This window comes from Parapedobacter lycopersici, from assembly GCF_040395035.1.
Classification (GTDB): domain Bacteria; phylum Bacteroidota; class Bacteroidia; order Sphingobacteriales; family Sphingobacteriaceae; genus Parapedobacter; species Parapedobacter lycopersici_A.
This window is the reverse complement of the sequence record NZ_JBEBRB010000039.1, coordinates 1-24,417: the sequence shown is the minus strand read 5'-3', so window position 1 is coordinate 24,417 and position 24,417 is coordinate 1. Positions and strand designations below refer to the sequence as shown.

26 protein-coding genes and 1 riboswitch are annotated in these 24,417 nt (G+C 50.2%); of the genes, 15 read left to right on the top strand and 11 right to left on the bottom strand.

Annotation, left to right across the window (positions count from 1 at the left end; genetic code table 11):
- Positions 1 to 1,015: S1C family serine protease (locus tag ABWO75_RS09155; RefSeq protein WP_353184782.1), on the bottom strand; the 1,015-nt coding region annotated here is incomplete at its 3' end.
- A gap of 6 nt (positions 1,016 to 1,021) precedes the next feature.
- On the bottom strand, positions 1,022 to 1,600 hold the full coding sequence (locus ABWO75_RS09150) for an RNA polymerase sigma factor (RefSeq protein ID WP_353184780.1): 579 nt from the start codon (positions 1,598 to 1,600) through the stop codon (positions 1,022 to 1,024).
- A 177-nt stretch (positions 1,601 to 1,777) separates the two neighbouring features.
- Here ABWO75_RS09150 and ABWO75_RS09145 point away from each other — a divergent pair, with 177 nt between their 5' ends.
- Both ABWO75_RS09145 and ABWO75_RS09140 read left to right on the top strand, forming a co-directional pair.
- Positions 1,778 to 2,755 carry a polyprenyl synthetase family protein gene (locus ABWO75_RS09145; RefSeq protein ID WP_353184778.1) on the top strand — a complete coding sequence of 326 codons (978 nt, stop codon included), beginning with the start codon at positions 1,778 to 1,780 and terminating at the stop codon, positions 2,753 to 2,755.
- A 118-nt stretch (positions 2,756 to 2,873) separates the two neighbouring features.
- Positions 2,874 to 3,653, top strand: a complete 780-nt coding sequence (locus ABWO75_RS09140; RefSeq protein ID WP_353184776.1) for an amidohydrolase — start codon at positions 2,874 to 2,876, stop codon at positions 3,651 to 3,653.
- A gap of 17 nt (positions 3,654 to 3,670) precedes the next feature.
- Here the strand turns inward: ABWO75_RS09140 and ABWO75_RS09135 are convergent, their stop codons facing one another.
- Positions 3,671 to 4,114 carry a hypothetical protein gene (locus tag ABWO75_RS09135; RefSeq protein ID WP_353184774.1) on the bottom strand — a complete coding sequence of 148 codons (444 nt, stop codon included), beginning with the start codon at positions 4,112 to 4,114 and terminating at the stop codon, positions 3,671 to 3,673.
- Between the two features lie 121 nt (positions 4,115 to 4,235).
- Between ABWO75_RS09135 and ABWO75_RS09130 the strand changes: the two genes are divergently transcribed.
- The 7 genes from ABWO75_RS09130 to ABWO75_RS09100 are packed head-to-tail and all read left to right on the top strand — an operon-like array spanning position 4,236 to position 10,685.
- Positions 4,236 to 4,733 carry an RNA polymerase sigma factor gene (locus ABWO75_RS09130; RefSeq protein ID WP_257659098.1) on the top strand — a complete coding sequence of 166 codons (498 nt, stop codon included), beginning with the start codon at positions 4,236 to 4,238 and terminating at the stop codon, positions 4,731 to 4,733.
- Entirely contained in the window at positions 4,720 to 5,319 is a 600-nt protein-coding gene (locus tag ABWO75_RS09125; protein WP_353184772.1) for a hypothetical protein, read from the top strand. Before ABWO75_RS09130 ends, ABWO75_RS09125 begins: the two co-directional genes overlap by 14 nt.
- Positions 5,320 to 5,378: 59 nt before the next feature.
- Positions 5,379 to 5,819 (top strand): MarR family winged helix-turn-helix transcriptional regulator, encoded by a 441-nt coding sequence (locus ABWO75_RS09120; RefSeq protein ID WP_353184770.1) that lies wholly within the window; start codon positions 5,379 to 5,381, stop codon positions 5,817 to 5,819.
- 41 nt (positions 5,820 to 5,860) lie between these two features.
- Complete coding sequence (locus ABWO75_RS09115) at positions 5,861 to 7,255, top strand: TolC family protein (protein WP_353184768.1); 1,395 nt, start codon at positions 5,861 to 5,863, stop codon at positions 7,253 to 7,255.
- Between the two features lie 25 nt (positions 7,256 to 7,280).
- Positions 7,281 to 8,240 (top strand): HlyD family secretion protein, encoded by a 960-nt coding sequence (locus ABWO75_RS09110; RefSeq protein ID WP_353184766.1) that lies wholly within the window; start codon positions 7,281 to 7,283, stop codon positions 8,238 to 8,240.
- 6 nt (positions 8,241 to 8,246) lie between these two features.
- A complete protein-coding gene (locus ABWO75_RS09105) occupies positions 8,247 to 9,410 on the top strand; it encodes an ABC transporter permease (protein ID WP_353184764.1) in 1,164 nt (387 codons plus the stop codon).
- Positions 9,411 to 9,443: 33 nt separating this feature from the next.
- Complete coding sequence (locus ABWO75_RS09100; protein WP_353184762.1) at positions 9,444 to 10,685, top strand: MFS transporter; 1,242 nt, start codon at positions 9,444 to 9,446, stop codon at positions 10,683 to 10,685.
- On the opposite strand, the gene ABWO75_RS09095 is transcribed toward ABWO75_RS09100, so the two are convergent.
- The 3 genes from ABWO75_RS09095 to ABWO75_RS09085 are packed head-to-tail and all read right to left on the bottom strand — an operon-like array spanning position 10,686 to position 14,345.
- Entirely contained in the window at positions 10,686 to 11,447 is a 762-nt protein-coding gene (locus tag ABWO75_RS09095) for a Rossmann-like and DUF2520 domain-containing protein (RefSeq protein WP_353184760.1), read from the bottom strand.
- Positions 11,444 to 13,897, bottom strand: coding sequence for a heme lyase CcmF/NrfE family subunit (locus tag ABWO75_RS09090; protein WP_353184758.1), 2,454 nt, complete (start codon positions 13,895 to 13,897; stop codon positions 11,444 to 11,446). Before ABWO75_RS09090 ends, ABWO75_RS09095 begins: the two co-directional genes overlap by 4 nt.
- A gap of 13 nt (positions 13,898 to 13,910) precedes the next feature.
- Positions 13,911 to 14,345 carry a cytochrome c maturation protein CcmE domain-containing protein gene (locus ABWO75_RS09085; protein ID WP_353184756.1) on the bottom strand — a complete coding sequence of 145 codons (435 nt, stop codon included), beginning with the start codon at positions 14,343 to 14,345 and terminating at the stop codon, positions 13,911 to 13,913.
- Between the two features lie 243 nt (positions 14,346 to 14,588).
- Here ABWO75_RS09085 and ABWO75_RS09080 point away from each other — a divergent pair, with 243 nt between their 5' ends.
- Positions 14,589 to 15,539 carry a lipid A deacylase LpxR family protein gene (locus ABWO75_RS09080; RefSeq protein ID WP_353184754.1) on the top strand — a complete coding sequence of 317 codons (951 nt, stop codon included), beginning with the start codon at positions 14,589 to 14,591 and terminating at the stop codon, positions 15,537 to 15,539.
- 17 nt (positions 15,540 to 15,556) lie between these two features.
- Here the strand turns inward: ABWO75_RS09080 and arfB are convergent, their stop codons facing one another.
- Positions 15,557 to 15,970, bottom strand: a complete 414-nt coding sequence (gene arfB / locus ABWO75_RS09075; protein WP_353184752.1) for an alternative ribosome rescue aminoacyl-tRNA hydrolase ArfB — start codon at positions 15,968 to 15,970, stop codon at positions 15,557 to 15,559.
- Positions 15,963 to 17,210 (bottom strand): dicarboxylate/amino acid:cation symporter, encoded by a 1,248-nt coding sequence (locus ABWO75_RS09070; RefSeq protein ID WP_353184750.1) that lies wholly within the window; start codon positions 17,208 to 17,210, stop codon positions 15,963 to 15,965. Before ABWO75_RS09070 ends, arfB begins: the two co-directional genes overlap by 8 nt.
- A gap of 105 nt (positions 17,211 to 17,315) precedes the next feature.
- Between ABWO75_RS09070 and mnmC2 the strand changes: the two genes are divergently transcribed.
- Positions 17,316 to 17,987 carry a tRNA (5-methylaminomethyl-2-thiouridine)(34)-methyltransferase MnmC2 gene (gene mnmC2 / locus ABWO75_RS09065; protein WP_353184748.1) on the top strand — a complete coding sequence of 224 codons (672 nt, stop codon included), beginning with the start codon at positions 17,316 to 17,318 and terminating at the stop codon, positions 17,985 to 17,987.
- Between the two features lie 65 nt (positions 17,988 to 18,052).
- On the opposite strand, the gene ABWO75_RS09060 is transcribed toward mnmC2, so the two are convergent.
- From ABWO75_RS09060 to ABWO75_RS09050, 3 genes are all read right to left on the bottom strand, one after another.
- The gene (locus ABWO75_RS09060) at positions 18,053 to 18,550 is read right to left on the bottom strand and encodes an FKBP-type peptidyl-prolyl cis-trans isomerase (RefSeq protein ID WP_353184746.1); all 498 of its coding nucleotides are present in this window, start codon (positions 18,548 to 18,550) and stop codon (positions 18,053 to 18,055) included.
- Positions 18,551 to 18,582: 32 nt separating this feature from the next.
- Positions 18,583 to 20,586 (bottom strand): thioredoxin domain-containing protein, encoded by a 2,004-nt coding sequence (locus tag ABWO75_RS09055; RefSeq protein ID WP_353184744.1) that lies wholly within the window; start codon positions 20,584 to 20,586, stop codon positions 18,583 to 18,585.
- An 80-nt stretch (positions 20,587 to 20,666) separates the two neighbouring features.
- Positions 20,667 to 21,158 (bottom strand): SixA phosphatase family protein, encoded by a 492-nt coding sequence (locus ABWO75_RS09050; RefSeq protein WP_353184742.1) that lies wholly within the window; start codon positions 21,156 to 21,158, stop codon positions 20,667 to 20,669.
- A 260-nt stretch (positions 21,159 to 21,418) separates the two neighbouring features.
- Positions 21,419 to 21,510, top strand: a riboswitch (TPP riboswitch).
- Between the two features lie 56 nt (positions 21,511 to 21,566).
- Here ABWO75_RS09050 and ABWO75_RS09045 point away from each other — a divergent pair.
- Genes ABWO75_RS09045 through ABWO75_RS09030 form a run of 4 tightly spaced genes read left to right on the top strand, consistent with a single transcriptional unit; the run spans position 21,567 to position 24,271 of the window.
- Positions 21,567 to 22,289 carry a class I SAM-dependent methyltransferase gene (locus tag ABWO75_RS09045; RefSeq protein WP_353184740.1) on the top strand — a complete coding sequence of 241 codons (723 nt, stop codon included), beginning with the start codon at positions 21,567 to 21,569 and terminating at the stop codon, positions 22,287 to 22,289.
- A complete protein-coding gene (locus ABWO75_RS09040) occupies positions 22,264 to 23,349 on the top strand; it encodes an AIR synthase family protein (RefSeq protein ID WP_353184738.1) in 1,086 nt (361 codons plus the stop codon). The genes ABWO75_RS09045 and ABWO75_RS09040 overlap by 26 nt, the downstream gene beginning before the upstream one ends.
- Entirely contained in the window at positions 23,346 to 23,975 is a 630-nt protein-coding gene (locus ABWO75_RS09035) for a thiamine phosphate synthase (protein ID WP_353184736.1), read from the top strand. Before ABWO75_RS09040 ends, ABWO75_RS09035 begins: the two co-directional genes overlap by 4 nt.
- Entirely contained in the window at positions 23,972 to 24,271 is a 300-nt protein-coding gene (locus ABWO75_RS09030; RefSeq protein WP_353184734.1) for a Trm112 family protein, read from the top strand. Before ABWO75_RS09035 ends, ABWO75_RS09030 begins: the two co-directional genes overlap by 4 nt.
- Positions 24,272 to 24,417: the final 146 nt, after the last annotated feature.

Below are 24,417 nucleotides of genomic sequence, written 5' to 3'. Positions count from 1 at the left end.
CTAATTTATCCGTGAGGGAATCCTGTGGTATGGCTTCAATTGATTTTAATAATGCCTCGGACTTAATGGCAAATGACGCACCATCCAGACCTTTTTGTTTGCCACTGATGATACCGATCACATTTCCCCGGCTATCCAATACCGGTCCGCCACTGTTTCCCGGGTTAACAGGGATGGATATTTGGTACGCAGTGGTATCGCCCGCATAGCCGGTTTGTGAACTCAGGTATCCCTGTCCATAAACCATGTCGTCTCTGGGAAATCCAACAGTAAAGACGTCTTCCCCGACATCCGACACGGTCGCTTTGAATGTATACGGCATGCTTTTCAGGGGTTTAAACGCACTATCGCCGATATGTAGGAGCGCCAGGTCATTGGCCGGATCAATATAAATCACCTCGGCCCTGAATGCATCCCCTTTGCTGTTCTGAAGGTGAACGGAATCGGCATCCTTTACCACGTGGTAATTGGTCACAACATACCCATTGGTCGAAACGATAAATCCCGTCGCTCCAAAATGACTTTTTGATTCATCGCCCCGTCGTTGACCGCTATTGATGCTGTTGATCACCGCATTCTGTGCATTTACATTTTTCTTCACCGTATTCATGTCCCGCCGCAGTGCGCTATAGTTCGATGTGGTGGTTTCAATGGTCTTGTAATAGCCGGACAACCACAAGGTAGAGAACACGGCAATGATGGCCACACTAGCTGCTACCAGTGAATTAATCTTGAACCTATTCCATAAGGTGGTAATAATGGTTGTCTGTTTGGCTTCCTGCGGCCCGCCGGCAGCATATTTATCGGCGATAGCCGCCAATTCCTGTTTTAACGCTTTCCGGTTAGCGTGTGCCTGCAACTGTTCCAGAAACAATTGGTGCGTTGTTAGCTGCGTTGCCTTGTCAGGATGCGCCATGCAATACGCCTCGAAAGCAGTCCGCTCTGCCGCATCCAACTCTTTTCTCAGGTATTTATCCGCAAGAAATATAAATTCCTGCTCACTCATACTGTTCATCTTCCCCTATTTATTGTTTTCTGTAAAATATAGCTTCTTTAGCCGTTGCAGGCATTTATACTTTTGATTTTTGGCATTGTCGGCGTTGGTATAGCCGAACCGCTCACAAATTTCCTGCATCGACTGGCCCAATATGTAAAAATCATGAATAATGCTCCGACAGGGTTCACCCAGTTTATCCAGCGCCTCTTCCATCAGCGACATCTGCTGATCTTTTTCCTCATGTACCGCCAGGTCGTCTTCCACCGATATTGTATCTTCATAATCGCGCACATCCTGAAACATTCTTCCCTGATCACCCAACTGTTTTAACCATAGCCGCCGGCAGACTGCATAGAGGTAGGTCTTCAACTTGCTGTTCAATTCAAAACCGCCTTGCTTAACCCGGTCATACAATACGATAACGGCTTCCTGAAAGATATCCTTTGCCTCATCCGATGTCCCGCTATTCTGGGTAACCATGTGCAGTACCATTGGAAAATAATCCCGATATAATGCCTCCAGGGTGCCTGCATCTCCCGAAGCAATCCCCGCGATCGTTTCCCGGTCTGCTTCCAATGCTGTGGATGTATGCAACTTACTCACCTGTTAATACGCTAAATCTCCAATTGTAACCCATGCAGCGGTTCTTTCGGGTACCGAACCCGCTTTATGCTGTGCATGCCATCAAACCTACTATATTTTTTTTGATTTTAAAACCAGGTTTCCAACAAGCGGCTTTCCGATCTGAATCCCTATCTTAGCCCAAAATTAATCACAGGCATGCAACAGACGGTCGAATTACAGCAGCGGATTGCCGAAGCATTATCCAACATCCACATCCCCGAAAAACCGGAGAACCTGTACGACCCGATTCGGTACATGCTGCAAATCGGCGGTAAACGTATCCGGCCATTGCTCACATTAATGGCGGCCGACCTGTTCTCGATACCCGATAGCGACCGGGCGGTGCCGGCTGCACTTGCCATCGAACTGTTTCATAACTTCAGTCTGGTTCATGATGATATTATGGACGCGGCCCCGCTCCGGCGGGGGAAACCGACCATTCATCAACAATGGGATAGCAGCGTGGCGATCCTGTCCGGCGACCGGCTGCTGATTATGGCGTATGATCAGCTGGCCCGCTGTGGGGGGGACAGGCTGGCGGCGTTGGTCAGCACATTCAATACCATGGCTACAGCAGTTTGTGAAGGCCAGCAGCTGGACATGGATTTTGAGCAGCGGAAACAAGTCGGCCTCGCAGAGTATATCCATATGATTACGCTGAAAACATCCGTTCTACTGGGAGCGGCGCTGAAAATGGGTGCCATCGTCAGCTACGCGACCGAAACGGATGCCCGGCTTATTTACGAATTCGGCATTCATTTGGGCATTGCATTCCAGCTGCAGGACGATCTACTTGATGTATACGGCAACCCCCGGCAATTTGGCAAAAAGCCCGGCGGCGATATACTGGCAAACAAAAAGACCTATTTATTGGTCACGGCTTTTGAAGCTGCTGATGCCGAGACACGGGTCGAACTGACCAGCTTATTTACTGCCAAAGACCCGGTGCCGGAAAATAAAATTGATGCGGTAAAAGCCATTTACGACCGGCTGCAAATCCAGCAATTAGTCGAGGCCGCCAAACAAAATTACATCGACAAGGCATTCAGCGCCCTGGATAACATTGCGGTTGATGAAGCCCGTAAGACCCCCTTGCGGACACTGGCTCAAAATTTGCTTCACCGAGAAGCGTAGCTATTTGTTGCAGGAAAATCCAGTCGGACACAGGGATCAGTCTGCGCAATTACAAATTTATTGTTAACTTGTGCTTTTGGCACACCCAAATTAATCAAGAACTTCATTGTTTTCAGATATGGATGCATTAAAGATCACCACGTTCCAGGCATACCTATTTTGGGAAAACATCGATAAAAACCTAAGCAATCTTTCGCTCAGGCTATCGGCAATCCGCGAAAAGACGGACCTCATCATTTTGCCGGAAATGTTCAATACCGGTTTTACGATGAATGTGGAGAAATGCGCCGAAAAACCGGACGGCCAAACGATGCATTGGATGATGGAAACGGCGCATAAATATAGCTGCGTGGTCGCCGGGAGCCTCATCATTGAAGAAGATGGGAAGTATTATAACCGGTTCATCTGGATGAATCAGGATGGCAGCTATGTAAAATACGACAAACGGCATCTCTTTGGCATGGCTGGGGAAAATGAAAAATTCACACCGGGCAATAAGCGGGTTATTGTAGAGCTTCACGGTTGGAAGATATGCCCCATGATTTGCTATGACCTCCGGTTCCCGGTTTGGTCACGCAACCTGGGTGGCGCATATGATGTCTTGCTATACGTGGCCAGCTGGCCGGATAGGCGGTCCGCCCACTGGCGGAGCCTCATTCCGGCAAGAGCAATAGAAAACCAGGCCTTCGTCATTGGCGTAAACCGCGTGGGGCACGATGGCAACGAAGTGTATTACTCCGGCGGCTCCATGTGCATCTCGCCGATTGGGGATGTGGTATATTATAAACCGGAATACGAGGACTTGTATACCTTCTCCATTTACCGGAAAGACATTGAGGATACCCGCGCGAGCCTGCCGTTTTTAAAAGATATCGATGATTTTAAATTGGATATTTGAGCAGCGACCCTGCTCCATTATTGATACGGCCGCTCCAAAATTGCCGATTGAATGATGGCATCCCGCAGGTCAAATGCATATCCTTCATCTGCTTTTCCCGTATGCGCAGCGTCTGTCACATGCAGCCGCTCGGGCACACGCTTGCCGGAATGGCTCCGCACCCGGCGCATTTTCGCTGTGTCGATATTACCCGTATACGCATCAAAAGCTGCGGAGGGGGTAGCGGACGTTTCATCCGGTTGCCACGCAGGTGTACGCAGGTCACGATCGCCCGCCTGCTGTTTACCGGCAGCCCTGCCGGGTTGTGCGGATCTGCCTACGGCAGCTTCGTCCGTGCCTGGCCGCGGCCGGCCCTGCGCCGGATTTCTTTTGCGCGCCTTTTCCTGCTCTTTCTGAAAATTCGCATACGCCTGAAGGCCAAAAAAGGCCAGTGCAATCAGGATCGGGAGAATCGTTTCCATTTGTTAAAGTTAAAAAAATATCCGGAAAAAAGCATCCGATACATGTCGGAAGTCTACTCGCTTATCCGCATCTTTGTAACAGGTAGTTGTTCCATACGTCTAATCCACGTAACCGCTGCTCATGAGTAATCAACGCATATTATTTCAGCAACTATTTGACGACAATTCCAAGCGGGTATACCACCTCTGCTACGGCTATACCGGCGACAGCGATGCGGCCAATGATCTGATGCAGGAAACCTTCATCAAGGTCTGGCAGCACCTCGACACCTTCCGTAACCAGTCGCAACTCTCCACGTGGATATACCGTATTGCGGTAAACACCTGTCTTTCCTACCTGCGCACAGCGAAGCGCCGCGCCACCGATGAACTGAACGATCACATCATTGAAAATCATACCGAAGAACCGTCGGAAAAGCAAGAACAAGTGGCGTTATTGTATCAATCCATTGCGCAGCTGGAAGAAAATGAACGCATTATCATTACCATGGTACTTGATGAAATCCCCTACCCGGAGATTGCGGAGATTTCGGGAATTTCCGAAGGGAACCTGCGGGTCAAAATACACCGGATAAAACATAAGCTAACAGAAATATACAATAGAAATGAAAGGGTTTGAAGATTTACAACAGCTTTGGCACCGGCAAACACCGGAACCAAACGTTAGCTTTGACACGATATTAAAGCGGATCAAAGAAAGCAAGAGCGAGCTGGCGAAAAAGCTCTTCTGGCAAAGCGTGATAGTTGCAGCCGCTATCATCGTACTCCTGTCGGTCTGGGTAGCCGTTTCGTTTTCTACCTGGACCACCTACCTCGCGCTGGCACTGACCATGGGCTGTATCTGTTATTTCTTTGTCAACCAGTTAGCCGATTATCGTCGGATCAGCAGCAGCCATTCCCTTTTATCCAAACCGCAGGAGTATATCGCTTACCTACAGGCATTCAAGCAAAAACGCAACCGTTTCAATACCCGGAATTACATGGCATATGAAATCGTATTGGCCGTCGCCTTTGGACTTTATGCCGTTGAAATGTATTTCTCCGTGCCCTTCTGGGCCTTTATCACCTTTCTGCTGGTTGTAGTCTGCTGGTTCCTGATCTGTCATTTCGTTTTCATGAAACAATACATCAAACAGGAAAATGCACGCATCCAGGAAATGATTGACAACCTCGGACGCATTAATAAACAGTTCCACGAATCCTGACCATGGCCAATAAGCATTTTTGGCACAATCCTTGTAGTTGCATATACAACTTTACAACAATGAGCGATTCTATTTTTCAAGCTAAAGAATTTTACGACTTTCTTACCGGGAAAGCATATACGGCTATTTCCCGGCGACTGCATAAGAATTTCCGCGAAGCAGGCATCGACATCACTAGTGAACAATGGAGTATCCTATACAGCCTGTGGGAAGAAGAAGGGCTTACCCAACAGGAGCTTGCCACACGGACATTCCGTGAAAAGACAGCCATTACACGGCTTATTAATAACCTTGAGCGCAGTCAGCTCGTCATACGTGTCGTGGATAAGGCCGATCGTCGAACAAACCTGATCTATCTGACGAAGGCGGGTCGCAGTCTGAGGGAAAAATGCCTGGCACAAGCAAACAAAACCTTGGCAGAGGCGTTAATTCATGTCAAAGACGACCATGTCCGCATTGCCAAGGACACCTTAAAAACAGTTTACGAAAACTTATCTTGATTTTCTATAATAGTTGATTATACAACAACATACATTTTATCATGTCAACACATTGGATTAAAAGATACCTCATCGCCGGAATCACCTGTATCGCCGGCGGTCAGGTCTTCGCCCAGCAGGCACCCAGCCTGGCCGAACTGGCAGCGAAAGCAGTTGCTAAAAGCTATGAGCTAAGCAACATGCGACTTGCTATTCAATCCGAGCAGGAAACCCGCAAATCGATCAGCGAAGTTTACCTGCCTCACCTGGAAGCCGGCGCAAAATACGCTTACCTCAACAGTAACCTATTAGCCGACATACCATCGACCACGCTACCCATATTGAATATTCCTGTGTTTGAAGGCGATTCCGAATTCTCGACGCGGGGCAACCTGTGGACGGCCGACCTAACGGCCAGTGTCGTATTGTTCAGTGGCACAAAGGCGCCCAAACTTGGAAAGGCACTTGATCATAAAATAGAGGCACAGGAGCGCCTGATCGAGAAACAGCGGCAGGAAATTATCGACAAGGTAAGCACGGCCTATGATCAGCTTATTTTGCTCAGACAGGTGCAGCTGCTGCTTACCGAAAGTGAAAAAAGGCTCCAGATTGAGAAAAAGACAGCCGAAAAAGCTTTTGGTTATGGCCTTATCACGTCATATGAGCTCAATAAAGTGGATGTGGCCCAGGCGACACTGACTGCTAAGCTGCAGGAGTATACAGGTAAGCACCGTCTATTGTTGCAGCAGCTGCATCAGCTGACCAGTGTTTCGATTGAGGAACTGGAATTAATTGACCGGGAACTCCAGCCCTTTCCGATCGATGGGTCGGCCACCGGCATTGGAAACCGGCCCGAAATAGCTGCGCTGAACGCGGCTATTGAGGCCAGCAAGTACCGCGTCGCCGCAGAAAAAACTCACTGGATCCCCAAGGTTCAGGCCTTGGCGCGGGTAGGGTATTATGGGTTAACGGATACCCGTATGACAACGCCCTACCAAAACCCGGTAACCGGTCGTGAAATTGATTTCAGGCTGAACAGACTACAGGCATTCCCAAGCTACACCGTGGGTATCGGGATGAAATGGGATATTTTCGACGGTTTTAAAGGAAGAAGAGAGGTAAATAAGGCGCGCATCGAAGTCCAAAAAGCGGAAAACAACCGGGCACATGCGGAGGAAATGCTGACCTTAAACCTGGAAAAAGCCCGCACCGAATATCAGTTGACCCTTAAACAGGTCGCCGCAGGTGAAACCCGCTGGAATATTGCACAAAAAGCATTGGCACTCGCCCAGAAAGAATATAAAACCGGCCTCATTAAGCTCGCGGAGCGCATCAGTGCTGAAACGGATCATCAACAGGCTGCACTCGATTATTACCAGGCCGTATTCAATCAGCGCAGGGCTGCATATCAACTATTAATGGCTACGGGTGATCTCACCCTCGAACACATAAACTAATCGTTACCCTTAAAAACAATTTACCATGAAAACCAATTTATATATGCGCATTGCTGCGGCGATCATTTCAGTAGCAATCGTATCCTGTGGAGCACCTGCTTCAAGCAACAAGGAAGGTAAGGTTAAACGGGAAAGCATCAGTGTTACCACGAAAATTCCCGGCAGGATCAATGCGCTTCTGGTCCAGGAGGGCGAACTGGTAAACAAGGGCGATACCCTTGCAGTTCTTGATATTCCGGAAGTGGATGCCAAAATTGCCCAGGCGCAGGGTGCTGTCCGGTCGGCGGTTGCCCAATACGAAATGGCGGAGCGTGGGGCCACGGCTAATCAACTGAAACAATTGCAGGCCAAGCATGATGCCCTCAAAGAGCAGTTTGAGTTTGCCCAGAAATCCTTTCGCCGTGTAGAAGCCATGTTCACCGATTCACTTGTGTCACCTCAGACATACGACGAGGCTTCTGCGAAGTATCAGGGCGCGCATGCCCAGTATCAGGCGGTCGTTGCCGAACTTGACGAGGCAAAGTCGGGTGTGCGCCGCGAAAACAGGCTCATGGCGCTCGGGCAGCAGGAGCGGGCCAGCGGGGCGCTGCGTGAAGCCGAAGTTGCCGCTAACGAACGCTATATCATCGCACCGGCCGACATGACCATCGAAACCATTGCATTGCACGTAGGCGAACTTGCTACACCAGGCTACGCGCTGTTCAATGGCTATCTGCCGGGCAGCACGTGGTTCAGGTTTACCCTTCCGGAAAACGAGATCGGTGCCGTTCAGCAGGGTCAGGACGTGGATATCTATATCCCTTACCTCCGTGAGCATACCAAGGGAACAGTTACCCTGATTAGGCAATTGACCAAATATGCCAACGTCACCACGGCCTATCCGGAATATGAAATGGAGCAGGCCGTTTACGAAATCAAGGTTGTTCCACAGCGGCAGGAAATCGCCCAGAAACTACTTAACAACGCGACGGTCACGCTCAACTAATGCTTCATGAAAACGTTTATCAACTTAATTAAGCGGGAATTCCGCCTGTTCTGGAGCAATTCAGTACTTCGCCTGCTGTTCATCGGGGCGCCCCTATTATATGGTATCCTGTTCGGTTACGTGTATAAAAAGGGGAAGGTAACCGACCTTAACATTATCGTGGTAGATGAGGATAATACGCCGCTCAGTAATCGCCTTATTGACATGCTCAACGATACAGAAGTGTTGAATGTAATTACGGTGAAACCCCAAGGCAGCGGACTGAAAAAGGCAATGATTGCTTATGACGGGCAAGCGCTTGTATCCATTCCCGACCGGTTCGAAGCCGATGTACTGCAAAACCGTTCGCCTGAGATCAATGTCGACATTAATCTGGCCAACATCCTTACCGCCAATTACGCTTCCCGTGCCATACAGGTCGTTTTAGGGACGTTAAATGCGGGCATGGAAATGGAAGCCCTGAAAAAGAAAGGTACCCCTGAATTTGCCGCCATCGATAAATACGAAGCGTTCAAGACGAATTATGTCCGGCTGTACAATCGCTCATCCAACTACATGAGTTTTCTGTGGCCCGGTATGCTGGCCACGATCGTCCAGCAGGTACTTCTGCTGGCACTCGCGTTAAGTTTTGCACAGGAATATGAACGGAGCACCTTTAAGACTGAGCTATTGGCTCAAACCCGGTCGCCCCTGCAGGCCATACTGGTCAAGTGCATTCCCTATTGGCTGATGATTATCCCGATCTGGTTGTTTTTTTTAGTGCTTCAGCATTGGTTCAGGGTCCCGCTTGCGCCGGAACAAACCGCAACCAACCTGCTTCTCGCTGCGCTTTTTGTCGCCTCCGCTTCGTTGCTGGGTATTTTGGTAAGTATCCTGATTCCCAACCAGCTTAAAGCAACCGAAATTCTGATGGTTGTGGCCACACCTAGTTTCGTTGTCAGTGGCTTTACATGGCCCCTGAGCCAAATGCCCCGCTGGATCGCCTATATTGCTGATGTGATCCCATTGACGCACTTCCTGCAGGGCTACCGAATTCTACTTACCCAGCAGGGTACGCTCGCAGACATTCAACGGCCGCTGCTTGCACTAGCAATTTTAACCGCCGTTTTCGGTAGCTGTGCATATGTTGCCCTTCGAATAAAAATAAAACGTGCACTGAAGGCCAATTGACATTCTGTAAAATTACCATTACATTTGGTAATTATGAATCTAAAACTGCGGCTCCAACTATCCGCTATGATGTTCCTGGAATATTTTATCAAGGGTGCCTGGTTTGTCACGCTGGGCACGTACTTGTTAAAAAACCTGCAGGCCGACGGACTTGAATTGGCCCAGGTATTTTCCACCCAATCCCTCGGCGCCGTGGCGGCTCCCTTTTTTATTGGCTTTATCGCAGACCGGTATCTCAACGCGGAACGGGTACTGGCTGTCCTACATCTGCTCGGGGCATGTTTATTGACCGGCATGTACCTAGCCGACAGTGTTTCTTCATTCTATCCCTATGTGTTGGCCTATTTCATCGCGTACATGTCGTCGCTGGCGCTCGCCAATTCCATCGCATTCCGTCACATCCAGGATACCAAACGCTATTTTCCGGGCATCCGGGTATGGGGAACCGTTGGCTGGATAACCGCGGGCTCAGCCATCAGCCTGGTTTTCCACTGGGATAATGCGGCATCGGTCGATGCCGGTGCGCTGCGCAATACGTTTCTGCTAGCGTCGGTTTGCTCCCTATTGTTAGCGACACTGAGTTTTCTGCTGCCTAAAACGCCCCCCCTGTTGCGGAAGGGCGACACCCGATTCACCGTAGCCAAAGCGCTGGGTTTAGAAGCCCTTGTTTTGTTGAAAAACCGGGGATTTCTGGTGTTCTTTGTTACGGCGATTGTCATCTGCATCCCGATGTCCTTTTATTATCAGAACGCAAACCCCTACCTGGTTCACGTAGGACTAAGCAACCCTACCGCGAAAATGGCGTTGGGTCAGCTATCGGAGGCCTTGTGCCTGCTAGCCATTCCTTTTCTGTTTGCCAAATTGGGCTATAAGCGGATGATCCTCGTGGGGATTGCCGCTTGGACCATCCGCTACCTGCTCTTTGCGTATGGCAATCATCCCGATTTAGCTGCCATGCTGATTGTCGCCATTATCCTGCATGGGGTCTGTTATGATTTCATGTTTGTAGTTGGACAAATTTACACAGACACCATCGCGGGCGCGAAATACCGTTCTTCAGCCCAGGGACTGGTGACTGTGGCTATGTATGGTATTGGGATGCTGCTGGGATTCTGGGCTGCGGGTGGCACTTCGGATTACCTGGAGGTGCATTTCAGTGACAATGACTATTGGAAATTCCTTTGGATCACGCCTGCTGCGATGGCTTTTTGTTGCCTGCTGTTGTTTGCTTTCTTTTTCCGGGAGCAGAAAACAGCAACGGAAGACCGTCATTAATCACGACCGTCCAATCTGTCTGCTCAGTGCATCATACAGCTCAACCCAATCGGGATGACCCTGTAACAACTGCAGGTGCTTGTCCATTGTCTGTACATCCTGCCGGACAGCGGGTCCTGTTTGCACTTCTTTTGGTTTGTGTTGCATCACTTTTTCGGCCGTTTCACGGATAAGGGGGCGTATAAGGTCAAAGCCAAGCTGATGCTCATTGAGCAGATCGTCTGCAATGGAATAACAATAATTGGTAAAATTACAGGCAAATACCGCAGCAGCGTGCAATGCAAGTCGTTGTTCCGAATTACATAAAAACACCCGGCCGGATAATAGGCCTGCCAACCGGCTGAGGCTTTCCAAGGTTTCGGCATCCGACGCTTCGATGGCCAAGGGAACGTGCCCGAAATCAACATACTTTTTCTTCGAAAACGTCTGTACCGGGTATAGTACGCCGTAACGCCGGGCGCGCCCATGAAGAACCGCCATTTCCACGCTGCCTGCCGTGTGCAGCACGATGCCGTTCAATGTAGGGGGGAGTTGCGAAAGTACCGCCTCCAGCGCATCGTCTTTCACCGCGGTAAGATAGACATCTGCGGTTGTGTCAATATCGCTAAGCTGAGTGATTGCCGGAGCAGCCCATGTGTCGGCCAATGCCTGGGCATGCGCAGAAGTCCGGCTATATACCTGTATAATCCGGCATCCGGCTTCCACAAAAGCGCTGCTGAAATGGGAAGCGACATTACCACTGCCGATCACCACAATGTTCATGCGGTTTCCAATGGTTTAATTTCCTTATTCCTACGGAAAATAGACAGCAGAAATCCAATTGTCATGATCACCGTTCCGCACCAAAAGAAGTTGATATATGGAAACTTGATGGCTTTAAAGACAATCCATTTCTTTTCCGGAAGTGGTTTTTGGTACACCATCAACTCCAGTTTATCCTTGTCAGGCATGATGTTGCTGAACCGGAAACGCAGTCCCTGGTCGCTGACATCTTTGCTGAAATCGTAGGTTGATCCATCCTTAATCAGGAATATTGGTTCCACCTGGTATTTCTCGCCGTCTGCTGCATAAACTTCCAGGTTAAGCCCAACGACCACATCATTTTCCCCTTTGGGGATATTTTCCACTGTCGCATCACGGTTAATTCCGGCAACCACAATATAGCCATTCCGGTACCGCAGGGTATCTCCGATGTTGGTTTCGTATACAGCAGGCTCTTCGTACGCATCCAGTCCTTCCCGCTCGTTGGAACCCTGGGCCAGCATATGTGTTTCAGACATAGCCGCTGTAATCAGGGTATACACATCATGCGTAAGGTAGTGCCGCGTATCCGGTGTGCCGATAAGTCCCCCCATCGAGGGGTTGTTCTGCGCGAAAGGTCGTAGCTGAAAACGGTCGACCACGCGTCCTGTTTCATCGTCGATCTCTTCGTAATTGATCTTGTAGTAAACGTTGGGCGGGGCAATGCTATCGCCCACATAAGTTATTCGGTAATTACCCATCTGCACCGGCTCATTTTCTGTCAGGAAAAGGTTCTCGCCCGGTTTTTCCACTTGGTCAAAGCCGGCCACAGCAATATAGCCGCTGCTGTTGAGCGAAATAACCTCGTTGGTAGCTGCGGCGACAAGGGCACCGATCAGCAGCAGGCCAAACCCGATGTGGGCAATGGACGAGCCGGCCAGTTTCCATTTACCCCGAATCGCTTCACCCAGTATCTGGCCATTGGCGACAATAGCGTAAGTTGCGGCAAACACCATGAGGATATACATGAAATTGGTGTATACTTTGGTTACATACACCAAAACGGCTGTCAGCACCAGTGCCCCGATCAATGAAGCAAGTGCTGCAATATAAAATTTGCGGACGTCCATCCGCCGGTATTTCATAAACTGGGTGAATGCCGAGAGAATACCGACAACCACTGCAAAGCCTGCCTGCCATTTATTATAATGCTGCACCGGATCGACGGGCGGCGCTACGCTGGTTCCAAACACGGCATTAAAAACGGGAATGGATGTCGAAGCGATGATCTGGACACAGGCCACTGTAAGTACGAGCGCACCGATAAACAGCCAGAACTCACGTGAATAAATCTCTTCTTCCTTTTTAGTTGACGGCATGTACTTTTTATGTACCACCAACATACCAACCATGATGCCCAGAAAAATAATATTGAATGCGATCAACTGCCAGAACAGGCCGAGGTCGGTAAACGAGTGTACCGATGTTTCACCTAAAATGCCACTGCGGGTCAGGTATGAGGCGTAGATCACCAGTACAAAACTCACCATAACCAAAAACGTAGCCGTAAAATAGGAATGTCCGGAGTTTTTATAAGCAACCATGACGTGCACGGCGGCGATCAGCGTAAACCAGGGAATGATAGATGCGTTTTCAACCGGATCCCAGGCCCAGAACCCCCCGAAGTTAAGTGCTTCGTAAGCCCAGAACGATCCCATGATAATACCGGCACCCAGCACCATTACGGCAAACAGCGCCCACGGCAGGCCCGGCCCGATCCATTCCTTATACCGCTTCTGCCACAGTCCGGCCACCGCGTAAGCAAATGGAACGATCATGGAAGCGAAGCCGAGGAAAAGTGTCGGTGGGTGAATCACCATCCAGTAATTCTGAAGCAGCGGATTCAGTCCACGGCCATCAGTAATCATACTAAGGTAATTGGGATCCGAAAATATAGGGGCCTGCATGGCCTCCCGCAACAGAATGAACGGTGAGCTCCCTACCCGTTCACCGAGAATCACAATGCCAATAAGCATAGAGCCCAGTACCAGTTGACACAACATCACGACGGCCATTACCGGGCTTTCCCAGCTTTTGGCGCGGAATACCAATACGACGCCGAGTACAACCTGCCAGAACATCCACAGCCAGAAGCTCCCTTCCTGTCCTTCCCAGAAGCTGGAAATGATGTAATGCGTGGGCAGCGACTTTGAAGAGTGCGACCATGCATAATGGTATTCAAACTGGTGATTATAAATAATATAAAACAAACTGGAGCCAATGCCCACGACGGCTATCGCGTTTAACCAGAAAGAAAGGCGGGCAATGCGGAACCAGGATCGGTCCGCCTTGTTCACAGCGGCAAAATAATAGCTAATAGCGGCCAGTAATGCAGATCCAAAAGAAAGGATAACGAAAAACTGCCCAATCTGACCCGGCAGGAGGTTTTCACCTACGTAGTTGATGTCCATTTACGTATTTAAATCAATTAACGGCTGGCGCTTCCACAAACCCCAACGTCTGTGCGGTTGACACTTCTGTAACTTCCACTTCATTCTCCTGATATTTGGATGGGCACTTCATGAGTATTTTGCTGGCGTGGAATTCATTCCCCACCATTTTCCCCGTTAGTACGATTTGCTCCGAACGCTCAATATCCTGCGGTTTAGCGCCCCGGAATACAACCTTGCATTCCGTGCTGTCGTTATCATACATATAAAAAGAAAAATGATTGGCATCTTCAGTAGGCTCATAATGAAGCGCCTTCTCTTTGTTGAGTACGCCTACCACATATAGCTCCGTCTGCTCCTCCTTAGCCTCTGTAAACGTCGAGTAGGTACTCGAATCCGTATACATTACAATAATCATCGCAATCGCCAGGGCGATAATAATGATCCCGATTACCGAACTTTTCTTCATGTCATTATTCCTCAATGGATTAAACCCGATTGCAAAATTACGAATTGAAACACGAAGCTACGAATATTGCAATCTATTGCTATTTTTTAGAATCGTTCTAAACAGCTAGCCGTCCGCTGGCACTTTCCGCCCCGCACCAAGCCTCAAGTTTCAAGTACCGGGGTCGTTGTTTATGCCTTTGCCTGATCGCTGATCAGCCAAAAAATCATTATGTTTGCATAAATCCCTTGCCTAACCATGTTTGTGCCCAAAAGACGCACCATACCGATTGTTGCCACCCTTTTGCTGTGGTTTATGACTGTTTACGGGCAGCGGCTTCCCCGCATGGAGTGGGGATTCCAGAACGACAACGACCTGTATTTACTGAACAAACAGGACCAATATTATACCAATGGCATTTTACTATCGGTGCGCAAAGCCGCAGACAGCATGGCGCTTTCTCCACGCGAGCTAAACCGGATATGGGGGATTTCCGGCGGGCAAAAGCTATACACCGCCTATACCGGACAGATCCACGAAATCGAAGAAGTTGACCGTCCCATTACCGCGTATCTTTTTCTCGGGATCAACCGCACGCACTATTATGTCAATGAGTCGATGTTAGCCCTGTCGGTAGAATTGGGCACCATCGGCAGCCGCGCGTTGGGAAAGGAGGCGCAGGAAAGCGTTCACAAAGCATTTAATTTATATGAGATATCCGGCTGGGAATACCAGCTGAAAAGTGCTTTCGGTGTGGATCTTGGCGCGGAATACGCTAAACGGTTATACCGCAATACCCGCCGCTGGTTCGATATTACCGCACATGCCGCGGGCAAACTGGGTTTCAATCACACCCATATGGCAGTTGCACCGATCTTCCGGATCGGCCGGCTAAATCCCCTGCATGCAACAGCCTATTTTTCAAGTCGTCTACAAGCACATCCTACCCATATCGCCAACGAGCTTTTTCTTTACTTCAAGCCCCAGGTAAGCTGGGTGGCTTACGACGCGACCATTCAGGGGGGCTTGCTCCGGGAAGATAAAGGTCCGGTAACGTTTCATCCCGCTCGCTGGGTGCTTGCTAATCACGTCGGCCTTATCTACGCCCGGCGGGCGTTTACCTGCAGCCTTCAATATGTATTCAGTTCAAAAGAATCGCCCAGTATGTTTTTCAGACACCGCTATGGTTCACTGGGCATAAGTTACCGGTATTAAGCTCCGACCACAGACCGTCACTCCCAGTCTTTCCGCCGGTTTATTTTCCGCAGTGCTTGTTTACGCTTGGTTTCCAGCCGCGCCTGCACGGATGCCTTTGATGGTTTAGTTGCCTTACGTGGCTTTATTGGCTGAAGGGCCGACTTCAGCAATGTCTCTAGCTTCTTTAGTGCGATTTCCTTATTTTCCAGCTGGCTCCGGGCTTCTTGGCTATTTACCTGCACGGCCCCATCGGCATGCAGCCTGTTTTGCAGCCGGGTCTTTATCCGTGCTTTCTCCTCGTCGGAAAAGATATCCGCAGCATCCACGTCAAACGATAGGGTAACCCTGGTTTCCACTTTGTTGACATGCTGTCCGCCACTGCCGCCGCTGCGGGAGGTCCGGAATCGGACATAGGGCATTAACGATCCGGAATCAATCTGCTTATTCATCTATTGTCGTATCGGGAGGGCGCTTCCATCCAAAACGGCCGACCAGCATTGCGGCTACCGTATCTCCGGTTGCGTTCAGGAGCGTTGCCATGGGATCAACCAGCGTGCCAATGATCATCACCGCCGGGATTGCTTCGGTAGGCAGCCCGTAAACCGAAATCATCAGCATTTCCCCGATGTAGCCTCCATTCGGAATACCACCCGCTACAATGCTCACCAGGATGGTAATCCCCACCGCCGTGAGCAAGGTTACCGGCTCGAAAAAATCACGGCCGATCAACACGAACGCAACATAGATCTTCACCACGCTTGAAATCGCCGAACCATCTTTATGCAAGGTCATGCCCAGCGGGATCACAACATTGGCTACCGGAACCGGTATTCCCATTTTCGGAGCCGCAGCTAGGTTTACCGGCATGGTAGCTATACTGCTGCATGTACTGATCGCTGTGGCCGTGGGCAACACATTATTTTTCCAGTATCGGGATATCCCCTGCCGCCCATTCGCCACGTAAGCGTATATACTGAAGAAAACGACGAAATAAAAAAGGCCAAACGCATAATATAACCCCAATGGCTTGGCATAAAATCCGAAAAGCTCAGGACCGATGGTTCCCACCTGATAGGCAAAATAAGCACCTAATCCGATTGGGGCGGCCTTCATAATCAGCAGGAGCAGTTGTTTCATGACTTCATTTCCGGAAGCGAGAAAGGCCCTGAAGGGCGCCCCTGCCTCGCCCGACCGCATTGCGGCAATGCCCACCAGGAACGAGAAAATCACAAATGCCAGCATGTTCTGCCTCGACAGGAGCTGCGAAAACTCACCAACGGTAAGAAACCGGACGATACGGTCGGCCCAGGTATCATTCGGATCCCCGCCCAACAGTCCATCGGACACTTCCCCCGTAGTACGGACCGCATCCACAGGGAAGAACCACAGCACCACCATGGTGAGCACCGCCGAAATGATCACCGTCGATAGAAAAACGCCGATCATAGTGGTCACAATTCGTCCCAGCTGTTGCGAGGCATCGATATTGGCCAATGCCGACGCGATAGCAAAAAAAAGCAACGGAATAACTGCGGCAAACAACAGGTTCAGGAAAACATCCCCCAATGGCTTCAGCCAACCGACGATTCCGGGCATAAACACGCCAACAACACTACCCACAACGATGCCGAGCAATAAAAGGAGGATGCTGCTGTAGTTGCTTAAGAACGTTGAAGGTTGTCTTTCCATAATCCAGTCACTAAAGTAATGGATTTTATTTTAAGTTGCGGAACATTCCTAAAAACTGCGGGTTGATTTTCGCGAACAGCAATTAATTCGCGTAAGTTTGCACGAATGATGGAATTCGTTATTACAGCCGATGGCTCCAAAACCCTGTACCACCCCGGGATCGGTGAACATTACCATTCCCGCCACGGTGCCGTACAGGAAAGCCGGCATGTATTTGTTGGTATGGGACTGGAACATTGTGTCGCGCAGTCGCCGGCTGATTCGCTGGCCATATTGGAAGTGGGTTTTGGTACCGGACTTAATTTTTTACTCAGCGCAACCCACTGTACGAAACATGGCCGTCGTTTAAATTACACCGGTATCGAGGCGTTTCCGTTACCACTGGATACACTGAAGGAAACCGGCTATGATGCATACGTCGCACCGGCGCTATGGAATGCCTTCTTAGCCCATTATGAGGAAAGTCTGGAATTCCCGCAGCAAGTCGATGCCGGCAACCGGCTTCAGGTTGCCCCGGTTGATATCGCCCAGTTCACTTCCGGCCATGCATACGACATCCTTTACTTCGATGCCTTCGCCGCGGTGCACCAGCCGGAAATGTGGTCGGCAGAAACATTAAAGCATATTTGTCATTTTTTGAAACCGGGCGGCATCTTCGTCACCTATGCCATTACCGGTCAGCTGAAGCGCACAATGAAAGCGTTGGGTTTTACGGTTGAAAAAATTCCCGGTGCACCGGGAAAACGGGAAATGTTGCGAGCCATCAAAACCCCATAGGTTTTTGCAAACATGCGTTTGACATAACCTATGAGGTGGCGGGTCTGCGGTATATCACGGACCGATTAATGTTCGTGTGTCCCGTCCGGTCCATGCGAATGGCCGTGCGACAATTCATCCGGGGTAGCTTCCCGCACGGACAGCACTTCAATCGCAAAATGCAGGTTGTGTCCGGCCATGGGATGATTGAGGTCGACCACCACAACTTCCGGGGAAACCTCGGTAACCTTGCCACGGAATTGGTTGCCCTGATTATCCTGCAGGGGCAATATCTGGCCAACGGCCGGTATACCCGCCTCGTCAAACATATTAACCGGCAGGGAGGTAATCGCTTGTTCGTTAACCTCACCATAAGCATCCGCAGCCGCCAGTTCAAAATCTATGGTATCCCCCGCCTTCAGTCCGGCAATGTTTTCCTCAAATTTTGGCAGCATCATTCCCACCCCAAATAAAAAATCCAACGGATTATCTTTCCCCGCCTCTTCCACAAAGGTCTTTTCTCCGTTCTCCACCGTATGGAGTTTGTACGTTAATGTCACTACGTTGTTGGGTGCTATAGTCATTTGTTTTGATTTATGGATGTGCACACATCCGGTTATAGAATTAATTCCAATAGTTCATCCGTGGTTGCCACGGGGAGGCTACATGTTTTATTTTTACATACATAGGCCCGTGTAACATCGCTTATTCGCCCTGCCAACAACGGAAGGGTACCTTTTGTTCCGCCCAAAATGACTTTATTGGGTACATATCGTTCATCCACTGCCCTGCGGAAAGTCTTCCAATCAGGACCGGTCAGTGCCACTTCCCGCAAGGGATAAACCAGTTCCAGCAGCTGGATAGCCCAGTTAGAATAGGCCGATCCATACCGCTCAATCTGGGGTGTCACATTTGCCAGCAGCTGTTCGCCGATGGCCGTATACCGCTGCTCATCCAACAATAGTCCCAAGCGATGCAGTTGACGGACAATAGTTGAATTAGCCGACGGGATCACGTTATCCATAATTTCATACTTCCGTGCAATGAGCGGCTCGGCTTCTGACGCGGTATAGTAAAATGCGGCGGCTCCATCGTCATAAAACTGCGCAATGGCAATGTCCATCAGGCGTCTGGCTTCCTGAAGCCACTGCTCATCAAACGTCGCCTCATATAAGGCAATAAACGCTTCTATACAGCATGCGTGGTCATCCAGAAATCCAATAATCATTCTTCCATTTGCTGCCGGTTGATGCAATAATTTCCCCTCAGCAGTGTACAGTTGACGACGTATAAAGTCAGCATTTCTCAACGCGGCATTCAGGTAATCCACAACATCAAACACGCGGTAAGCGTCCACATACCCTTTGAGCATCAAGGCATTCCATGCCGTCAGCAGCTTATTATCCAACCCTGGACGAACCCGCTTATTCCGGTAATCAAGTAATTTCGCCTTTACTTCCGCCAGGTAAGTCTCCCATTCCACAGGCGTAAAACCGGCCGCTTCGGCGAGTTGATCGGCCGTCACATCCGTTTTTAGCACATTGGTGTGTTCTTCAGCCCAGTTACCTTCCTCCGTCAGGTTAAAATACCGAACAAATAATTCGGCATCCTCGCCCAGGATTTCCGTTATCTCGGCAAGATCAAACGTGTAAAATTTACCTTCCACCCCTTCGCTGTCGGCATCCAATGCGCAATAAAACCCGCCCTCGGGGCTGGTCATCTCCCGGCTAATCCAGTCCAACGTTTCCGTTACTACCCGCCGGTACTGCACGACCGGGCGATGCTGCCACGCTTCAGCATACAGGCTTACCAGCTGGGCATTGTCGTATAGCATTTTTTCAAAATGCGGGATATGCCAGTGACTGTCAACGGAATAACGCGCAAAACCACCTCCGATATGATCGTATATCCCCCCTGAAGCGATCTTCTGCAGGGTCAGGTGCACCTGTGCCACCACGGCGGCGTCACCCGCCAGCACGCCATAGCGAAGCAGAAATAACCAGTTATTTGGCAGCGGAAATTTCGGTGCACGGTTATAACCGCCTGCTTCATGGTCAAACTGCCGCTTCCAGGGGGTAACGATCGCTTCCAGCTGCGGTACGGTATAGGTTTCCGGAATCCGGTTGACCGGTAGCTGTTCACTCTGCCGGATGCCGGCGGTCAGGCGGTCGGCATAGTCCAATGCGACTTCCGGTGTTTCCCGCCACATATCCGCCAATTGCAGCAATACATTTTTCCAGTCGGCCGGACGGAAGTAGGTGCCTCCATAGATCGGCCGACCGTCGGGCAGGCAGATGCAGTTGAGTGGCCACCCGCCCTGATTGGTCATCAGCTGCACCGCGATCATATAGATCTGATCGATATCGGGCCGCTCTTCCCGGTCTACTTTAATGGAAACAAAATAGCGATTCATCAATTCGGCCACCCCGGCATCCTCAAAACTCTCCCGCTCCATAACGTGGCACCAATGGCAGGCCGAGTAGCCGATGCTGACAATTAGGAGTTTGTTGGCCGATTTTGCGGCTTCCAACGCTTCCCTTCCCCAGGGGTACCAGTCCACCGGATTATGTTGATGCTGCCGGAGATAGGGCGACGTTTCGTGTTGGAGTCTATTGAGCATGAATGGGTAAAGGTAAGGTTTTAGGAATAAGGATCAAAGGCACTGCATCGGAGGCGCAGTGCTGCCCAGGACAGGCGGCATTATCCCTTGGGCGAGTTAAACCAAACCAGCCGTCCCAATCCACCGCTGACGAAAGCCCAGTCCTGTATATCTTCAAACACGATGTGCGCAATGCCACAGGTTGGGATGTTGGCTATGTTTTCGTCGGCCAATGAGTTGGCCAACAGCGTGACGCCCGGATTGTGGCCGAAAAGTGCCACACGATCATACCGGTTATCTACCTCATTGATAATGTCCAGTAAAGTAGCTGGCAGCGCTTCATAGACACGCGGATCAATGCGGATATCGCGGACCGCCGTATGCAGGTGTTCCGCAAAAATCTGGGCCGTGGTCAACGCCCGCTTCGCCGGGCTGCTGACCAGCAGTTGCGGCCGTCCACCGCGCTGGATAAGCCGTTGTGCCATTTCCGGAGCATTGTCAAATCCGCGGGCATTAAGCGGACGGTCAACGTCGCTCACTTCAAAACTCCAGTCTGATTTGGCGTGCCGGATAATGAATAAATGCTTGGACATGATCACATTTGCTCTTTCCTCTCATTCGGCAATAATCATGCCCACATCCTTGTCGATTGGCGGTTTAAGAGCTGTGACACGATTTAGGAGCATCATCCGCCAGCTTATCTTCACACCGGCTAAATCACCGTCCAAATAATGTACAATCCGGCATGCAATGCCTTATTGGTCCCGTTATACTGTACTACAGTGCCACGGAGCCCCTTACCGAATTCCTGATAGTTGCAAACCACTCCGAATATCGTTATGTTTGTCCCGTAAAACAAAGCACGGGGTGCCGTTTAACGGCTGAGATAATACCCGATAACCTGATTTGGATAATGCCAACGTAGGGATGCATACGACTAAACTGATTTTTTCCATGCCCCCTTCGTACCTACTCCAATCGGTTGCTGATCGCAGAAGAACATGGAAATACAACACAAAAATGCTGAATTAATTCCTCGTAGCCAGCAAAATTGGCAGGGGCGGCCGGAATGGTTTTTTAACCGGGAACATACCGATACGTACGAGCAATGGTACGAGGGGCGCTACAAGCGTGCGGAAGTATGGCAAAAGAAAGTGATGGAGCAGCTGGTTGCGGGAGATGGGCGAATAAAGACCCTGCTTGAATTTGGTTGTGGGACCGGCCGTTTTACGCGCTGGTGGAAAGAAATTGGCATAAAAGCCTCCGGCGGAGATATTTCGCCGCTGATGCTTTCGCAGGCGATTCACCTGTTCGATGGTGATCTGGTTATGGCCGACTCGCATGCAATGCCCTTTAAGGACCATACCTTTGATGCACTGGCATTCATCACCACTTTCGAGTACTACAAAGACCCGGTTAAGGTGATCCGCGAAGCTGCACGTGTAGGCAAATATGGAATTGCCATGGGGATGATGAACCGCAATTCGACTAAAGTCGTCCGCCGCCGGGTACAGCAGCTGTTCGGTAAAAACCCCTTTTATATTACTGCCACGTTTTACACGCCGAAAACACTGCAGGATATTATCCATAAGGCACTTGTGGGCAGGGAATACACAATAACCTGGAGCTGCACCGGATTACCTTCCTGGTTTCCCGTGCAGCAATGGGGGATACCCTTCGGTGATTTTTTCGGATTATATGTACAATTCAACGATGTGCAGTAACAGCAGGGCTACCACCACCGGAAAATTAACAGGCATCAATTTCGACAACTGGGTCAGTGGGCGCTGCGGGTCTCCGCGGCGCGAAGTCCGTATCGGGCCGCGGTTCGGCGTAGATGTTTCCATAGTGGATTTACCCGGTGATATGGTGCTGGCACAGACCAGCGATCCACTTTCATTGATCCCTTCTTTGGGGCTGCAGGAGTCGGCTTGGTTATCGGTACACCTGATGGCCAACGACATGGCCACCACCGGCCACGCACCTCAGTACGGCCAATTTGTACTCAATCTCCCTCCGTCGCTGTCGACAGCTGATTTTAAAGCATATTGGGGCTATATTGATCGGTATTGTACCGACATCGGCGTAGCGATAACCGGCGGGCATACCGGATTCATTGCCGGACAGGAATCCACCATTGCCGGTGGCGGTACGCTGACGGCTGTATTACCCAAAGCAACTACACGTGTGTCCAGCATGGCTCGTGTGGGCGATACCCTGCTCGTTACCAAATACTGTGGAATATCCTCGGCTGCGATACTCGCAATGAGCTTTCCACATACAGTAAAAGATAGGTGCGGTGTGGAAATCCACAGGGAAGCCTGCAATGCTTTTTACCAAACATCATCGTTGCGCGATGCGCTCGCTGCGGTTAACACCGGGGAGGATGGGCAAGCGGTTTCTGCGATGCATGATGTAACGGAGGGCGGTGTACTTGGTGCCCTCCATGAACTGGCGGTTGCTTCCGGAAATGGCGCTATCGTATACCATTCGCAACTACCCGTTGCCCCGGCACAAACTGAAGTCTGTGCGGTATTCGACCTTGACCCTTATTCGTGCATTGGTGCAGGCGCTATGATTATCGCATGCCGACCGGCCGCTGCGGGCTCCATAATCGCCCGCTTGTCAGCGGACAGGATACCCTGTGTCGAAGTGGGTAGGTTATGTGCGTCGACTGAAGGCATTCAACTGGAAAAAGACGGCGCGCGCATACCGTTTACTCGTAGCCAGTCAGATCCGTATTGGGCCGCTTTTTTTAATGCGCATCAAACCGGACTGAAATGAAAAAAGCACTTAAAGACGGTGTATACCTGGTTATTGATCCCGCTATGGAACGAAGACTCCTAGTTGAAAAATTACGGCAGGTGCCTTTCGGAAACCTGGCTGCCGTACAATTGTGGGATAACTTCGGTCCCGATGGAGTAGATGACACATTGATTGCCGTTGTGGCCGCGCTGTGCCGTCCCCACGGTGTTCCATTACTGATAAACAATCATTGGGAATATACCCGTTACACTGGTGTCGACGGCGTACATTTCGACGAAATCCCGACTGATTTCAACGCTGTTCAGTTGCAAATGTGTCCCACCGCTATCGTAGGGATTACCTGTAATAACGATTTAACCGTAGTGCGATGGGCATCAGCACATCACCTAGACTACATTTCGTTTTGTTCCATGTTTCCATCTGCAACGGCCAACAGTTGCGATCGCGTCACATTTGAAACGGTGAAAGAAGCCCGTTCCCTAACTACTTTACCGCTGTTCCTCTCCGGCGGGATAACACCCGATAATATAGAAAAGTTAAATGAACTGGATTATTCAGGCGTAGCAGTCGTGTCCGGTATTTTATCGGCAGCTCAGCCTGCAGAATCGCTTAGGGCCTACCACCAAAAACTAAATAGAAGATGAGATTACAAACCATTGAAAAACTTTGCTGCCCTTTTGACCGGACCGACCTCGAACTAACGGTTACCAGCCGTGATATCGAAGATCGGGTTATTGCCGGCTTCCTTATCTGTTCCACCTGCGAGCGTCTCTACCCCATCGTGAAGGGTGTACCGATCATGAACCCCGACGAATACCGCGAGTTCAGTCTGGAGCAACCGTTGGTGCGCCAATGGGAAGCGTGGCTCAACGGGCGCTCGTTTACCAACTTCCGTCTCACCAGCGAAATAACGCCAGAGACTCCCGGTCTTTCAAAATAACGAATGCCTCAGGCTGCGGTCGGCCGTTTAGCCTTCCGTTTCTTTTTGCGTTTTTTCGCTGCATTCGCCGTAGCGGCCGTGGGCTTTTGCGGCTGGGCATAGGATATTTCAGCGGCTACCGGAAAGGGGTGGTCCGTTACCTGGTC